Here is a 15,509-nt window from a genome sequence, read left to right as displayed (position 1 = left end):
ACTAACAGGAAACCAAAAACCCGAAACTGAAAACAGGAAACCAAAAACCCAAAACCAAAAACTGAAAACAGGAAACCCGAAACCGAAAACTCAAAACAGTAAACTCAAAAACCTGAAAATGAAATCAAACTATTCAATCATAAAATCAGTCACTTTTGTTTTTCTGATGTTGTCAGCGGGTCTATGGCTGGCGGGTTGCGAAGAAGAACGAATTATTTATCAAGGGGGTAGTTTTATAGTTTTTAATGACACAGCTCTCAGTTTCAAAGAAAGTTATTCCAAAGCCATCAAAATCAAAGTACATAACGGTGGAGCGGTGCTCAATGAGTCTATCAACATCAGTTATACCATAGGTGGAACTGCCCGCGAAGGTAAAGATTACCGCATCGAAGGAACAAAAGGAACAGTAATTATTCCTGTAGGACAGAGTTTTGGAGAAATTACCCTGTATCTGCTCAACAACGCCAATAACATTCTCGAATCAAGTACCATTGAATTTTCCTTGACGGCCGTTAAGCCAGCAGATAAGGTACAAGTAGGTTTTGGAAAAGGGGGCATGGGAAACAAAATGGTGTTTACCATTCGGGATGCTTGTTTGATGGATGGGCTTTATACGGGGCAGTTGCCAGTAAATGCGACCCAGTCGTATCAATTGGCCGATATTGAAATTTCAAGTACGGATTGTAAACGCTATACCATTTCCAACATCAACGTGGGCCTGATAGGTTTTCAACAGTTTTTTAACTGGGAGGCACCTGTAGGCTTTCAAGCTGAAAAACCAACCCTCGATTTTATTGACAATGGAAATAATACCTTGACCATTCCACAACAGGTTATTCCTCAGTTTGCTGAAGGGTATGATACCTTGTCTGGGACAGGTGTTTGGAATCCTGTGAATAAGCGTATTTCGCTGAATATTAGGATGAAAGTATATAGTTATGCTACTCGGAAAGATACAAATGTCATTGTTCCCTTAAACTACGTCCCACAATAACCACCTTACAGAGATGAAAAAAAGTATGCTTATTACCTTAGTCGGTATAATCATAGGTGCGCTAAGTGGGTGTACCGAAAAATTAGACCCAAAACCATTGACTTATTCGCAGTTGCTTACGGGGACTGAAAAGAAGACGTGGGTATTGAGTGGAGTTACGATTGTTGACGAAAAAGACCCGTTCGATTTGGCGGGAAGTGAAGTGCTTGACCCGTGTCAACTCGACGACCAGTTTGTCTTCTATGCCAATGCAGAAAAGAAAATGGAATATACCAACGGAGCTAGTAAATGTAATACCAACGAACCAGAGATTCTCATTACTGATGTATGGCAATTGACGAGTGCCAATGCGACGCTTGAAATGGGGATTCCTCGGTTGTTTGGAGGTTTTAAGCTGCCGTTTATTGTCAAGACATTGACCGAAAATTCCATGGTTCTTGAATACTATTTCGGAGATGTTGATGCAAGCTACCGTTTTAAATTTACATCCACAGGCAAATAATTGAGTGCCCCGTCTCACTTTTGTACAATTACTATGCGCCAGTTACTATACATTTTTGCCCTTTCTATTTTAACAAATTTCGCGGCACAGGCACAGCGCCGCCCCGAGCCTTGTGCCACCATGGAAATGGACAGCCTACGCCGACTTCGGTTTCCTAGTGAAGGTAGCCTCGATGATTTTGAGCGTGATTTACAGCGAAAAATGGTCGAGTTGAAGTCTAAAATGGCATCTAGCCGAGGCGCAGCAGATGTTATCACGATTCCGATTGTTGTTCACGTAATTCACAACGGAGAAGCGGTAGGAGTTGGCCGAAACATTAGCCAAGCCCAAATACAGTCGCAGATAGAGACGCTTAATGAAGATTTTCGACGTAGAATTAATACCAACGGTTTTAATAATGACGCCCGCGGAGCCGACATTGAAGTAGAGTTTTGTTTGGCACAATTTAATCCCAACGGTCAGCGAATGACTGAGCCAGGCATTGATCGGGTCAATGGAAATCGTACAAGCTGGGCCCGTACCGACATTGAAGGTTCGCTCAAACCGACTACTTCTTGGGATCCTAATAAATATTATAATATCTGGGTACTTGATTTTGCTGCTCAAGATGACAACCTGCTAGGATATGCGCAGTTTCCTAGTAGTTCAGGGCTTTCAGGAATCCCGTCGGGTGGGGGAGCTGCAAGTACTGATGGCGTAGTTATCAATTATGCCAACTTTGGAAACTCTCAAAAAGGAAGTTTTCCTCTATTGAGGGCTCCTTACAACCTGGGCCGAACACTCACCCACGAGACAGGCCACTGGTTAGGTTTGCGCCATATTTGGGGAGATGCCGCTTGTGGGGATGACTTTTGTACTGATACACCAACGCAAGCTTCAGAAAGCCGTGGTTGTCAAAAAGGACGTATCAGTTGTGGCGGGGCAAACATGGTCGAAAACTACATGGATTATTCGGACGATGCGTGTTTTAATATTTTTACGAGAGATCAAAAAACACGAATGCGGACGGTTATGGAAATCAGCCCTCGTCGGGCAAGCTTGCTTACTTCTAATGTGTGCGGCCAACTCATTTCGGGCAATCCAATTCCTAATTTCGTGGCTGAAAACCGTACAGTATTGCTAGGTGGACAAGTGCGCTTCACAGATCTTTCAACCAATTTCCCAACCGCATGGAAATGGGAGTTTGAAGGAGGTGACCCTGCTACTTCGACGAGCCAAAACCCGACTGTAACCTACACGACTGCGGGTAAGTTTAAGGTGACGCTCACTGTGTCAAACACGGCAGGAACGTCGGCGCCACTGGTAAGAACGGAGTACATAGAAGTAATAAATGCAGGCTTATGCGCCACCGCTACCAATTTTTCTGGAACAGGAACTGTCTTACGCCAAACGGGCGGTACAGGGTATATTGCAGGACAAAATAGCCGCCGAACCCAGGCCATTGCGGAGTTGTTTTCAAACCCGCTTGGATACACCAATTTACGAGGCGCGACCCTGAAATTTGGCGTGGCCAAGGCGGCAAACAGTACTGGAACTGAAAGCGTGGTACGCGTTAAAGTATGGAACGCCCGCGGTTTTCAAGGGGGGCCAGGTTCGGAGTTGACAGTCAAAGAAATTCCGCTTCGTAAAATTTTGGATGACGTCAGAAATAACCGAGAAACCAAGGTAGTTTTTGACCAAAATATTAACCTTCTAAGTCAAAATAACCTCGCTTTCTTGATTGGAGTAGAGTTTGATTACGTGGCGGGAGATACCGTAGCCCTTGTCACTACCCGCGACGGGGAATCACTGAATGCTACGTCTTGGGAACGAAATTCGAGTGGCAGTTGGGATCGGTATATTGTACGTACAGGTTTGAATATTGCCCATTCTATCACTGCCGATGTAGGGATGAAACCTTCGGTGCAGATACAAGCATCGGCACAATTTATTAACCCTGGGGAAGCCGTTATTTTACAAGCACGGGGAGCAGGGGTGATTAATTGGTCGCCGTCGGAAGGACTCAGCTCAACGCTGGGGCCTCAAGTAACCGCTCGCCCAACCCGTACACTGACGTATTTAGTGAAAGGCTCAGGTTCGGATGTGTGTCGCGACTCGGCAAGTGCTACGATTTACGTTCGTAACGTTCAAATTTTGGGTAGTGAAACCTTGCCAGATAAAGAACTAACGCTGAGTCCTAACCCAACCGATGGTATGGTAGAAGTGAAATTCACCAATTCATTGCGCGGAAAAGTGATGCTGCGCTTGCGAAGCATCACGGGCGCGGAAGTGTGGCGCGCTGAGTTTGAAAAGAACACCGATGCTTTTGTGCAGCCAATCAACGTTCGGACCTACCCTGCGGGCGATTATTTCATAGATTTGCAATTGGGAGATTATGCCGACCGAAAACGCCTCGTGAAGTTTTGATAATAACCTTTGGTTATTGCCTATTCGTTGTTTTTGGGCTTATTATTAGGAAATTAACACGGCAAGCCCGTACTTTGTATCATCAATAGGGGGAAACCTCATTTTAAAGGGAGTACAATCCCTTTAAAAATTTATAAATTAAAATATTAACTCGATAGAGTTTGAGAATTAATAGATATGTCAAACATCCAATTCACATCAAACATAAGCGAAGCCGCGCGCCGCGATATTCTTGAGTTAGAAAGCAAAATCAGCGTTTTTAGCGACGGAAACGTGCCCGAAGAAGCTTTTCGTAAATTCCGTCTAGCAAGAGGAGTTTATGGTCAACGCCAAGCTGGAGTCCAGATGATTCGCATCAAACTTCCTTATGGTCGTATTACTGCCGATCAGCTGGTGCGAATTGCCGATTGCTCTGACAAATATGCCACGGGAAATCTCCACGCAACCACGCGTCAAGATATTCAGTTGCACTTCGTAAAGTTGGCCGATTCGCCTGCTTTGTGGGCCGATTTGGAAGATGCCCAAATCACGCTTCGCGAAGCGTGTGGAAACACCGTTCGTAACGTAACGGCTTCTGCCCGCGCAGGGGTTGACCCACTAGAGCCTTTTGATGTCACAACTATTACCCATGGTATTTTTGAATACTTCTTGCGCAATCCAATCTGCCAAGATATGGGCCGTAAGTTTAAGATTGCAGTGTCGTCGTCTGAAAAAGACTCAGCCTATGGTTTTATGCACGATGTGGGGTTGATTCCTCAAGTACGTACCAATGAGCAGGGTCAGCAGGTACGTGGCTTTAAGGTATTGATTGGTGGAGGGCTAGGAGCACAACCTCTATTGGCCAAACCAGCGCATGAATTTTTAGAAGAGCAATACGTGATACCATTCATTGAGGCTGTTATTCGCGTATTCGACCGTTACGGAGAGCGGGTGCGCCGTCACAAAGCGCGTATGAAATTTCTCTTAGCCGATATTGGGTTAGAAGAATTCTTGAAGCGTGTAAATGAAGAGTGGACATCCATCAAAAACAAAGAATATACGCCTAGAACCCTCGATTTTGCGACAGCTGATTTGTACGCATCCACCCGTGAAGGAGGTATTACTAAAGAAGAACTAATCGCGGCTTCGACCGACGATACCTATACAAAATGGCTGCAAACCAACGTTTTTGAACAAAAACAAAAAGGCTGGTACGCCGTGCAGCTCCGCGTGTTGTTGGGGGATATGCACTCATCAACGGCGCGAAAACTGGCCGACGTTGTGCGTCAATATGCGGCTGACGATATTCGCGTTACCGTAAATCAAGGCTATTTGCTTCGTTTTGTAAAAGCAGAAGATTTGGCCACGGTTTATCAACAATTGAATGAGTTGGGATTGGCTGAGCCAGGTTTTGATACAACTGCCGACATCACTACTTGCCCAGGAACAGATACTTGTAACTTGGCGATTTCGAGTAGCTACGGCATCACTCGTGCGCTTGAGATTATGATGAAAGAAGAATTTCCTGACATCATTTACAACAACGACATCAAAATTAAAATCAGCGGTTGTATGAACGGCTGCGGTCAGCACAGCGCTGCCAACATCGGTTTCCACGGAAGTTCCATTAAAAATGGGAAACTCGTATTGCCAGCTTTGCAAGTGTTGTTGGGCGGTGGATTCAACGGAGCAGGTGAAGGAATGATTGGCGATAAAGTGGTGAAAGTGCCTACCAAGCGTGGCCCTGCGGCATTGCGTTTGTTGTTGCAAGATTACGAAGCCAACTCGTTTGAAGGTGAATACTATAACGATTACTACCTCCGCCAAGGAAACAAATATTTTTACGCGATGTTGAAGCCGTTGGCCGATTTGACAACCGCTACGCCAAGCGACTACATCGACTGGGACCACGAAGCGCCTTTCCAAACGGAAGTAGGAGTAGGAGAATGTGCCAGCGTATTGGTGGACTTGGTAGGGACGACGCTCATCGAAGCCCAAGAAAAATTGGGTTGGGCTTACGAGAACCTTGAAAAAGCCGTTTGGGCCGATGCAATTTATCATTCATACAACGTGTTTGTAACGGGTGCCAAGGCCATGCTTGTGAGCAAAGGTGTACCTACCAATACACAGTACGGCATCATTCGCGATTTTGACGAAAATTTTGGAGCCGAGTTTGGCCATTTAACTGAAGGTGGTTTCAAAGAATTGGTTTTTAGTATCAACAAAAACGAGCCCAGCGAAATCTTTGCGCGCCAGTTTGTGGAAGCTGCTAGTCAGTTTTTGAGCAAAGTGAATGAGATACGTCAAGCACAATTGGAAGAAGCAGAAGAGCCAGCGTTGTCGTTGGTAGAATTTGGAAAAGACAGTTAACCCTATGAAAGTCACCCTCATTGGAGCGGGGCCAGGTGATCCAGAGTTAATCACCTTGAAAGGCATAAAAGCCCTTAAAAGTGCTGATGTAGTATTGCACGACGCCTTGTCCAGTACCGAATTGCTGGAGTATTGTAAACCTAACTGCGTCATAGTGAATGTTGGTAAACGTTTTGCGCAACACAGCTGTAACCAAGACGTTATCAATCACTTGATTGTTGAATATGCCCAACAATACGGCCATGTAGTGCGTCTCAAAGGCGGTGATCCGTTTATTTTTGGTCGTGGCTACGAAGAACTTGAATATGCTGAGCGTCATGGCATTACTGTGGAGGTAGTGCCAGGGATTTCGAGTAGCTATGCAGTGCCTGCTTTGGCGGGGATTCCGCTTACGACCCGAGGCATGAGCGAGAGTTTTTGGGTGATTACAGGTACGACTAAAGACCACAGCTTATCCAACGACTTGTCGTTGGCGGCGCGTTCGTCGGCGACTGTGGTGGTATTGATGGGAATGCACAAACTTCCCGAAATCGTTGAGACGTTTGCGCAGTTAGGAAAGATAAATTTGCCCGTAGCCATCATCCAAAATGGCAGCCGTCCTGATGAAAAAATTGTCACGGGGAAAGTTGGGAATATACTCCAACTAGCCCAGGCCGAGGGAATTGGCTCACCCGCTATCATTGTGATTGGCAAAGTAGCGCAACTCGCTGACAAAGTAAAAGAAATTTCTCAATTAGCTGATTATTAGCCCACCCTTCATTTGTTTGACAAGTCCCCCATCACTCATGGGGGCTTTTTTTTAGTACCCGAAGCAACTTTACCCGCCAAAATTGGGTTGAGTTTTTGAGTACGTTTTTTAATCAATCCCAAATTTACGTTGAAAACTATCTCCACCGATCCCTACGCAGCGCTGCGTTATCCAGAGTTTGTCAACCTGATAACCACCAATAGTCTCATTACGGCGGCGCTTTTGATTCAAGAAGTGGTGATTGGGTATGAATTGTACAAAATTACCCACGATCCACTCTCACTAGGTTTTATTGGGCTGGCCGAAGCCATTCCTTACATTTCGTTGGCCTTGTTTGGAGGGCATTATGCCGACCGAAAAGACAAGCGCACCATCATGCAAATCAGCCAATCGGTGATTTTGGTTTGTTCTTTAGGACTCATTTCTTTGATGAACCCCGAAAATCGCAGCCATCTTTCGCAGACGTCGTTGTTGTTAATGGTGTATGGTGTGCTTGCTGTTATCGGTTTTGCCAAAGGATTTTATTCACCTGCGGTATCTTCAATGAAAGCCTTCTTAACCCCGCGTGAGGTGTATTCCAACGCTGCCACTTGGAGTGGTACTTTTTGGCAAGTAGGAGCCATTGCAGGCCCAGGCGTAGCTGGGTTTTTATACGCTTATTTGGGTTTGATAAATACTTTGTGGGTAGTGGTAGGAATCTTAGCCATCACCCAAGGGATGTTACTTTTGATTTCTAAAAAGCCTATTCCACAAGCTGCGGAAGAAGAAACGGTCAGTTTATGGCAAAGTATCAAAGAAGGAATTCAATTTGTATATGAGCAAAAAATCCTTCTCTACTCCATTTCGCTTGATTTGGCGGCGGTACTTTTTGGGGGAGTAATTGCGATACTACCCGTGTTTGCCGAAGACATTTTAAAAGTAGGCGCCGAAGGGCTCGGAATCTTACGTGCCGCGCCATCAGTCGGGGCTGTTTTGACGATTTTTATGACGGCTTACTTTCCGCCCGCTCGGCACGCATGGCGCAATATGCTTATTTCAGTGGCGGGATTTGGGGTGGCTACGCTTGTTTTTGCGGTTTCAACTCACTTTTGGTTGTCGGTAGTGATGCTGTTTTTTACAGGTGCGTTTGATGCCATTAGCGTGGTGGTTCGCCAAACAATTTTGCAGGTTGTTCCTCCTGATCACATGCGAGGACGTGTTATTTCGGTCAACAGCGTCTTTGTGAGTTCATCCAACGAAATTGGTGCGTTTGAGTCAGGGGTGCTTGCCAAGCTAATGGGAACAGTGCCGTCGGTACTTTTGGGAGGAAGCCTAACGATGGTAATTGTCATTTGGGTTTGGATTAAATCGAAGGAATTGTTTAAAGTTCAGTTGATATAGAAAAAACATTTTTGAGCACAATTGGTTACATACCTACTGTCCAAAAATCTATCAAAGTGAGTGAACCTTCCTCTTCCCATAAACCAACAGTTTCTTCTACCCGTCACGGACTAGAAAAAGAAGACTATTATATTGATGAAAACGGTTTTGTTGTATTTACAGCGGCCTATCATCTCAAGCGAGGTTACTGCTGTAAAAACGCCTGTCGCCATTGCCCTTATGGGTTTAAACGTGAGAAATAGACGTAGGTTTTTCTAAAAAAGTGCGAGAAAATTCTTTATCTCACGGAGTTTTTCTGAATCCAATTGCCACGCTCCTTTTGTGGCAGTGTGCTTGAAACTCACATTATTAGCTCCGTTACGCATATTCAAGGGTTTCCAAATCATGCTTTACGCCTATGATTTGTTGACTTTTGGGACTTCTGCCTAACTCAAAATACCCGCCCATTCCAATAAACTCTTCTTCTGCACACACTGACTGAAACGCTTTTATCATTTCTAAGCTGTGCGTTGTTGCGAAAAGTTGAATATTATAATGCTTACACAACTTCATCAACATCCGCCACACTTCGGCTTGAGCCGTGTAGTGAATGCCGTTCTCAATTTCGTCAAGGAGGAGTACGTTTAAAAAATCTTTATTAGGGTAGTTATTCAAAATATTAATAACATACCTAACTATTTTTTGTACAGCATCTCCCAGATAATAAATCGGCTGGTATTCAGAGCTACCCTGTTTTTGAAGGTATAAGACATCTGGAAACGTGGCAAACGTGCGAATGTCCATAAGAGAGCTATCAATAATTTTAAGCGCTTCAAGCACTCGAAATTTTTCACCTTTTTTATCCAAATAGTCAAGTAAAGAAGTAAGGCTTCCACTTACAGGTAATTGATTGTACTTATCAAAAACAAAGGTATGAGCCATACTAATATGAAAACCATTGTTATGGTATTGTTTTTGACCATTTTCAAAAGTATTTATCTCATTAAAAAAGTATCGATTTGGGCTAGTACTTGAAAGTTCAAAGTGGATTCCTGATTCTGTCCCGACGAATGAAATGATTTGAATTGGTTTATTGGTAACTTGATTGTAAAAAAGATTTTTCTCCTTTTCAACATCTTTTTCCGATTGGCGAGTTACGCTAGTTAACCCCTTATAATCAGAACTTAACAAGAGATATATCGCCTCCAGCAACGCTGTTTTACCCGAGTTGTTTTTTCCCGTAATTAGGTTGATTTGTTCAAACCCGCTGAAGCTAGTTTTATCAAAACAACGAAAATTTTCTATTTCGATACTTTGTAGCATAATTTGATGCTTTTTGTCAAAGATAAAAAATATTTGCTACTCCACTAACCGCCGCAACTCATTGAGTTTGAGCAAGGCTTCGATGGGAGAGAGGGTGTTGATGTCGAGTGTTTTTAGCTTTGATTTTAGCTCTTCTATTTTGGGGTCTTGTGGTTCAAAAAGCGTCATTTGGTAGTTCACTTTTGGCATTTCTTTCACCGCTTTGGTGGTTTCTTGCTTGCGGTGGCTCTTTTCGAGGCTGTGCAAAATGTCGTTGGCGCGCAGTACCACTTCTTGGGGCATTCCCGCCATTTGAGCTACGTGAATCCCGAAACTGTGCTCGCTACCGCCTTCTTTGAGCTTGCGTAAGAAAATGACTTTATTGCCCATTTCCTTGACGGCTACGTTGAAGTTTTTGACCCTTGGGAAATCTTCCGCCAATTGGTTGAGTTCGTGGTAGTGCGTCGCAAAAAGCGTTTTGGCACGGTGGCGCGGGTGATTGTGCAGAAACTCCGCAATGCTCCACGCAATACTTACCCCGTCGTAGGTGCTCGTTCCGCGCCCGATTTCGTCCATAAGTACCAAACTGCGCTCGCTCAAGTTGTTGAGGATACTTGCTGTTTCGGTCATCTCGACCATAAAGGTACTTTCGCCGCGACTGAGGTTGTCGGAAGCACCTACACGCGTAAATATCTTATCGACTAGCCCAATTTCGGCTTCCAATGCAGGGACAAAACTGCCCATTTGTGCCATCAACACAATCAGGGCCGTCTGACGCAGCAAGGCGGATTTTCCCGCCATATTCGGCCCCGTAATGATGATAATTTGCTGCGTACTGTCGTCCAAATACAAATCATTGGGTACGTAGCTCTCGCCCAACGGCAACTGTTGCTCAATGACAGGGTGGCGTCCTTCTTTGATTTTGAGCGCTTTATCGTCGGTGATGACAGGCTTGTAGTAGTTGTTTTTCTTGGCAATCACCGCAAACGACGACAGCGCATCCAACACCGAAATAATCCGAGCGTTTTGCTGAACGGCCGTTACGTAATCGTTGGCCGTCATGACCAAATCGTTGAAGATGCGCTGCTCTATGACAAACAGTTTTTCTTCGGCGCTCAAAATTTTATCCTCGTATTCTTTGAGTTCGGGCGTGATGTAGCGCTCGGCGTTGACGAGGGTTTGTTTGCGAATCCAGTCGGACGGAACGCGATTTTTATGGGAGTTGGTCACTTCGAGGTAATACCCAAAGACCTTGTTGTACGCAATTTTTAGCGACGTAATTCCCGTACGTTCAATCTCGCGGTTTTGAACTTGAATCAAATAATCTTTACCAGAAAAGGCCAGTTCTTGCAAACGGTCTAACTCGGCATCAATACCCGCTTTAATCATGCCCCCTTGGTTGGTAACGGTCGGAGGGTCGTCGCGGAGTTCGGTTTCAATTCTTTCGAGCAAAAACTCGCAAGTGTTCAATTGGTCGGCGTATTTGCGAAGTGGCCCTAATACGGAAGGAGCGTTTTCGGTGTCGTTCCAAGCCGCTTGTAACAACTCTTTGACGGGAGCAATGTGGCTCAATGATTTTTTGAGCTGCACCATCTCTCTTGGATTGATGCGCCGAACGGCTACTTTAGAAATAAGTCGCTCTAAATCACCAATTTGTTTGAGGTGTTGCGTGAGCGTTTCTAGCATTTCTTCGTGCTTGAGAAAATGCTCCACCGTCTGGAGACGTTCTTCAATAGGTGCTTTGTCTTTGAGAGGCAACACCAGCCATTTACGGAGCAAACGCGCCCCCATGGGGGTCACGGTTTGGTCAAGAATTTGAATGAGTGGTACACCGCCTTCTTGCTGTGGATAAACCAACTCAAGGTTGCGAATGGTGAAGCGGTCGAGCCACACGTATTTTTCTTCATCGAGGCGGGTAAGACGCGTAATGTGCTGAATTTCTCGGTGTTCAGTGTCGGCTAAGTATCTCAAAATCACCCCAGCAGCTACGATTCCTTCGGTCAGGGCTTCTACCCCGAATCCTTTCAACGAGGCAGTATTAAAGTGCTTGGTGAGGAGCTCGTAGGCAAAATCATGGGTGTAAGCCCAGTCTTCAAACGAAAAGGTATGAAACTTATCGCCAAAAAACTCGGTAAACTCTTGGCGGTGTTTTTTGCAGTACAAAACCTCCGACGGTGCAAAACTTTGGAGGAGTTTTTCGATGTAATCTTTGGTGCCTTGGGTAGTCAAAAATTCACCCGTAGAGACGTCCAAAAAGGCGATGCCAAAGACGTTATTTCTACCAAAATGAACCGAAGCAAGGTAATTGTTGCGCCGAACGTCCAACACGTTGTCGTTGAACGAAACTCCTGGTGTCACCAATTCTGTTACACCTCTTCGGACGATTCCTTTGGCAACGGCGGGATCTTCAAGTTGGTCACAGATGGCTACCCGTTCCCCCGCGCGGACGAGTTTGGGGAGGTAGTTGTCCAACGAGTGGTGAGGGAAACCCGCAAGTTCTTCTTGCGAACCGCCGTTGTTGCGGCGCGTCAAGACAATCCCCAAAATGCGACTAGCGCGCACAGCATCTTCCCCAAACGTCTCGTAAAAGTCGCCTACTCGAAAGAGGAGCATGGCACCTGGGTATTTCGACTTGATTTGGTTGTACTGACGGTTGAGGGGTGTTTCTTTGACTTTAACGGGTTCGGTTGCGTTTTTTGCAGTGCGGGCCATGCCTAGTTCGTAATTTGTAAGGATTGGCCGCAAAAATAGTCAAAATATCAAGAGGAAAGACGCTTCCTTTTTATTGTTTGACGACCGTAGGCTCCACACTTACGCCCATGCTCATAATGCCAGGCAGGGGGTCTTGGCGCATGTATTGACGAATTTTGAAGGTATATTTTCCTGCTTTTGGGAAACGGTAGTTTTTGAGTGCCACGATTTTATGGTCAAACAAGTCGCCGAGTCCGTCACCCATGGGTTTGCCCGTACGTTCGTCCATCAAAATCAATTCGTTGAGGGCTTCGTTAACGATTTTGTTTTTGTCATTTACCAAAAAACGTTTTACGAATAAGTTATAATATGGGTAAGAGATACTGTTGCGTACCAAATAATACACGTTATAAGTCTGCGAAATGTCGGTGATTTCAAAGGTAAACGAAGGCTCGTTTTTGATGAACCACATGCCGTCGTCGATGTCTTCATGGTCTTTGAAAACAGCGTTTGAGTCGCAAGAAAGTAAGCTAGTAATGGCTAAAAGAAGAACAAATTGAGTGATTTTCCTTGCGTAAGCGGTAAAAAACATGGCAGAATTGGTTTAGCTCAAAAACGGTATTTTTCGACGGATTTTCAAAGGTATTGATTCTCGTTCAACGAGCAAAATCCCCAGACCGTACAGCAGACATAACGCTAAGTGGTACGGAACCGATACCCAGAAGCTGGAGATTTTTACAAAGGTTGAAAAATAGATCAACAGCCCCGCGCTAAAAATATACCCCAGTGCCGACCCTACATTGTAGGGAACGGAATAGTATTTCTCCCCCAACAAATAACATACTACGCACATAGCAATGCTTGATACCAAAAAGGCGTAAGCACAACCTAGGTAGCCCATTTGGGGAATGAGCCATACGTTAAGCCCGACGGTTAAAGCAGCGCCAATAAACGTAATAAGCGTGCCAAAGTGGGTTTTATCGGTCAATTTAAACCAAAACGCTAAGTTATAATAGACGCCAAGGAAAAGGTTGGCTAATAATAAAATGGGAACAACCTCCAGTCCCACGCGGTAGGCTTTGGAAAGCATAAAATGCCCTAAAATATCAATGTTTAAACTAACCCCGACCCAAAGTACGACGCACACAATTACAAACCATTTCATGACAAGTGCCAACAGCTCAGGAGCGTTTTTGTCTTCGGCTTTGGAGAAAAAGAAGGGGTCGGCGGCGTACTTGAACGATTGAATCGCCAACGACATAAATACGGATAGTTTATAACAACTGCCGTAAATGCCGAGGGCGTCTTCGGAGGTGAGTTTGGAATAGAAACCTTCGGGGAGCAGGTGGCGTAAAAACCAGCGGTCGGCCATTTGGTTGACGGTTCCTGCCAAACCCAAAATCAAAATAGGGTAGGCATACACCCACATTTCGCTGAAAACAGGCCCTTTCCACGTAAATTGAAACCCTTTAAATGCATCACGAAGTAAAAGCAAAAAGCACGCATTGGCAATCAGGTTGGCAATGAAAATATAACCTGGGCCGATTTCGGGGCGGTACAAGTATGCACCAATAGGTTGTAATGAGGTGAGGTATTTACCCAAAGAAATGTCACGGCAAAGTACCAAGAAAAAGACGTTGAGAATGACGTTGATGGCAATGTTGATGATTTTGACCGCCACAAACTTCTTGGCTTTTTTCTCCAACCGAAGGCGCGCAAAGGGAATGGCTACGATGGCATCAATGGCCACAATGAGCGCAAGAAAAACGATATTGGACGACTCTCCAGGGTAATTGAGCAACCGACTGAGCGTAGGAGCCATTACGATGAGTAAACCCGAAAAAACTAAGCTTACCACCGTTATGGCGGTTTGCGCTTGATTAAAATATTCTTGGCGGCGTTCGGGGTTGCGGTTGGCAAAACGGAAAAAGGCCGTTTCCATCCCAAACGTAAAAATGACATTGAACAGAGCTACCCAGCTGTATAATTCGGTGTTGGAAGAAAGCTCGCCAGGCCGAAGAAAAACGTGCGTGTGTAGAGGAACTAAAAACCAGTAAATTACCCTGCCTAAAATGCTACTCACTCCGTAGAGGGCGGTTTCACCAGCTAATTTTTTGAGAACACTCATGTAGTAATTTCTTTTTGGTGTTGTTTTTTGGTTTGTCTAGCGATTTCATTGGGTCGTATTCGCTTATTTTTTAGCCTGCTTCATTCTTACTTATAGAAATGTAACGTTGTCAGGTACCAGGTCGAGGGTGTTGACTGGAGGCATAATCAGTTGATTGAAAGGAGTTTGTTCAGTTTTGGTGTGCAATACACCTCTGAGTGTACCCACGGTGGTTATGGCCAAATGAATGGCAAAATTTCGGGGCAGTTGTATTTGGTCGTTATTTTCTACTTTGAGGTCATTCCAGCTATTGTCTTCAATCCTGAAATAACACACCACCGTAATGAGCATAAAGGGGGGGCGGTCAGGGTGTAAATACCGCGCAGTCTTACGTACTAAAACGATTTGATGGGTTTTATCTATACCAAATGCAAGTTCGTGATTTATCTCGAACGGGGCGTGTTCTTGATAAGATTCGGGAATGATGGCAAACTGTTCGGTCTGAATCCGAACGATATTAAAACGAACGGTTTTTTCTTGATTTTCCATTAGGCAGCTATTGCATAAGCGTAGTTGGAGTCGGAGGGGGCAGTATCGGTTGTGCTTTTTGTAGGCGCTATTTGCACCTGCACGTCCATCGTTTTAAAGTCAAAGCTTTGTACAGGCATTTGGGGAGGAGTAACATACGAAACGGTGGAGCTACCCAAATAATCAATAGTTGTTTCAAGGTTTTTATCATCAAGCAGCGGAGATTGCAAGATAGCCTCCAAGCGAGTGATGGTTTCGAGGGTGAGGTTTTCGTTCCCTTTCACAATTTTATTAATGTATTGGGGCGAGGCTCCCATTAAATCGGCCAACTCTTTTTGATTAGCGGGGGTTTTGCCCGTTTTTTTATTATTACGCAATTGGCTCAGTATTCTAATTGCAATTTTGGCTGAGCGGTCGAGCCACTCTTTATTTTCTTGGCGCCATTGGGCTTTTTGAAGCCAACCCGAGGGTTCTGTACTGACCATTTGGTCTAAAATATCGGTTACGGTTTGGTTTGTCATAA

Annotated in this window: 13 protein-coding genes; 7 read left to right on the top strand and 6 right to left on the bottom strand. The window is 44.9% G+C overall.

What is annotated here, in order from left to right; genetic code table 11:
* The first annotated feature begins 118 nt into the window (after positions 1-118).
* The 7 genes from AC23P2_RS00425 to AC23P2_RS00395 all read left to right on the top strand — a co-directional run bounded on the left by AC23P2_RS00425 (position 119) and on the right by AC23P2_RS00395 (position 8,621).
* Entirely contained in the window at positions 119-994 is an 876-nt protein-coding gene (locus AC23P2_RS00425) for a hypothetical protein (protein WP_487771370.1), read from the top strand.
* A gap of 13 nt (positions 995-1,007) precedes the next feature.
* Positions 1,008-1,496, top strand: coding sequence for a hypothetical protein (locus AC23P2_RS00420; RefSeq protein WP_487771369.1), 489 nt, complete (start codon positions 1,008-1,010; stop codon positions 1,494-1,496).
* Positions 1,497-1,529: 33 nt separating this feature from the next.
* Entirely contained in the window at positions 1,530-3,902 is a 2,373-nt protein-coding gene (locus AC23P2_RS00415) for a M43 family zinc metalloprotease (protein ID WP_487771368.1), read from the top strand.
* Positions 3,903-4,079: 177 nt separating this feature from the next.
* Positions 4,080-6,251 carry a nitrite reductase gene (locus tag AC23P2_RS00410; protein ID WP_487771367.1) on the top strand — a complete coding sequence of 724 codons (2,172 nt, stop codon included), beginning with the start codon at positions 4,080-4,082 and terminating at the stop codon, positions 6,249-6,251.
* A gap of 4 nt (positions 6,252-6,255) precedes the next feature.
* Positions 6,256-6,999: a uroporphyrinogen-III C-methyltransferase gene (gene cobA, locus AC23P2_RS00405; protein WP_487771366.1), complete on the top strand. Its 744-nt coding sequence runs from the start codon at positions 6,256-6,258 to the stop codon at positions 6,997-6,999.
* A gap of 129 nt (positions 7,000-7,128) precedes the next feature.
* Positions 7,129-8,379, top strand: coding sequence for an MFS transporter (locus AC23P2_RS00400; protein ID WP_487771365.1), 1,251 nt, complete (start codon positions 7,129-7,131; stop codon positions 8,377-8,379).
* 56 nt (positions 8,380-8,435) lie between these two features.
* Positions 8,436-8,621, top strand: a complete 186-nt coding sequence (locus AC23P2_RS00395) for a C1orf53 family protein (RefSeq protein ID WP_487771782.1) — start codon at positions 8,436-8,438, stop codon at positions 8,619-8,621.
* Between the two features lie 115 nt (positions 8,622-8,736).
* On the opposite strand, the gene AC23P2_RS00390 is transcribed toward AC23P2_RS00395, so the two are convergent.
* From AC23P2_RS00390 to AC23P2_RS00365, 6 genes are all read right to left on the bottom strand, one after another.
* Positions 8,737-9,681 (bottom strand): AAA family ATPase, encoded by a 945-nt coding sequence (locus tag AC23P2_RS00390; RefSeq protein WP_487771364.1) that lies wholly within the window; start codon positions 9,679-9,681, stop codon positions 8,737-8,739.
* 36 nt (positions 9,682-9,717) lie between these two features.
* Complete coding sequence (gene mutS, locus AC23P2_RS00385; protein WP_487771363.1) at positions 9,718-12,372, bottom strand: DNA mismatch repair protein MutS; 2,655 nt, start codon at positions 12,370-12,372, stop codon at positions 9,718-9,720.
* A 70-nt stretch (positions 12,373-12,442) separates the two neighbouring features.
* Positions 12,443-12,943 (bottom strand): gliding motility lipoprotein GldH, encoded by a 501-nt coding sequence (locus AC23P2_RS00380; RefSeq protein WP_487771362.1) that lies wholly within the window; start codon positions 12,941-12,943, stop codon positions 12,443-12,445.
* A 12-nt stretch (positions 12,944-12,955) separates the two neighbouring features.
* The gene (locus tag AC23P2_RS00375; RefSeq protein ID WP_487771361.1) at positions 12,956-14,479 is read right to left on the bottom strand and encodes a lipopolysaccharide biosynthesis protein; all 1,524 of its coding nucleotides are present in this window, start codon (positions 14,477-14,479) and stop codon (positions 12,956-12,958) included.
* Positions 14,480-14,569: 90 nt separating this feature from the next.
* On the bottom strand, positions 14,570-15,007 hold the full coding sequence (locus AC23P2_RS00370) for a hypothetical protein (protein WP_487771360.1): 438 nt from the start codon (positions 15,005-15,007) through the stop codon (positions 14,570-14,572).
* Positions 15,007-15,507: a helix-turn-helix transcriptional regulator gene (locus tag AC23P2_RS00365; RefSeq protein WP_487771359.1), complete on the bottom strand. Its 501-nt coding sequence runs from the start codon at positions 15,505-15,507 to the stop codon at positions 15,007-15,009. The genes AC23P2_RS00370 and AC23P2_RS00365 overlap by 1 nt, the downstream gene beginning before the upstream one ends.
* Between the last annotated feature and the right edge of the window lie 2 nt (positions 15,508-15,509).

The sequence above is a fragment of the Runella sp. R0.1_18 genome, from assembly GCF_057652155.1.
Note: the sequence above shows the minus strand (reverse complement) of the source record. Positions and strands in the feature narration are given on the sequence as shown.

What these genes read in the sequence shown, in the direction of transcription:
- AC23P2_RS00425 (WP_487771370.1), top strand. Translation starts at nt 119, where the DNA reads ATGAAATCAAACTATTCAATCATAAAATCAGTCACTTTTGTTTTTCTG.
- AC23P2_RS00420 (WP_487771369.1), top strand. Translation starts at nt 1,008, where the DNA reads ATGAAAAAAAGTATGCTTATTACCTTAGTCGGTATAATCATAGGTGCG.
- AC23P2_RS00415 (WP_487771368.1), top strand. Translation starts at nt 1,530, where the DNA reads ATGCGCCAGTTACTATACATTTTTGCCCTTTCTATTTTAACAAATTTC.
- AC23P2_RS00410 (WP_487771367.1), top strand. Translation starts at nt 4,080, where the DNA reads ATGTCAAACATCCAATTCACATCAAACATAAGCGAAGCCGCGCGCCGC.
- cobA (WP_487771366.1), top strand. Translation starts at nt 6,256, where the DNA reads ATGAAAGTCACCCTCATTGGAGCGGGGCCAGGTGATCCAGAGTTAATC.
- AC23P2_RS00390 (WP_487771364.1), bottom strand. Translation starts at nt 9,681, where the DNA reads ATGCTACAAAGTATCGAAATAGAAAATTTTCGTTGTTTTGATAAAACT.
- mutS (WP_487771363.1), bottom strand. Translation starts at nt 12,372, where the DNA reads ATGGCCCGCACTGCAAAAAACGCAACCGAACCCGTTAAAGTCAAAGAA.
- AC23P2_RS00380 (WP_487771362.1), bottom strand. Translation starts at nt 12,943, where the DNA reads ATGTTTTTTACCGCTTACGCAAGGAAAATCACTCAATTTGTTCTTCTT.
- AC23P2_RS00375 (WP_487771361.1), bottom strand. Translation starts at nt 14,479, where the DNA reads ATGAGTGTTCTCAAAAAATTAGCTGGTGAAACCGCCCTCTACGGAGTG.
- AC23P2_RS00370 (WP_487771360.1), bottom strand. Translation starts at nt 15,007, where the DNA reads ATGGAAAATCAAGAAAAAACCGTTCGTTTTAATATCGTTCGGATTCAG.
- AC23P2_RS00365 (WP_487771359.1), bottom strand. Translation starts at nt 15,507, where the DNA reads ATGACAAACCAAACCGTAACCGATATTTTAGACCAAATGGTCAGTACA.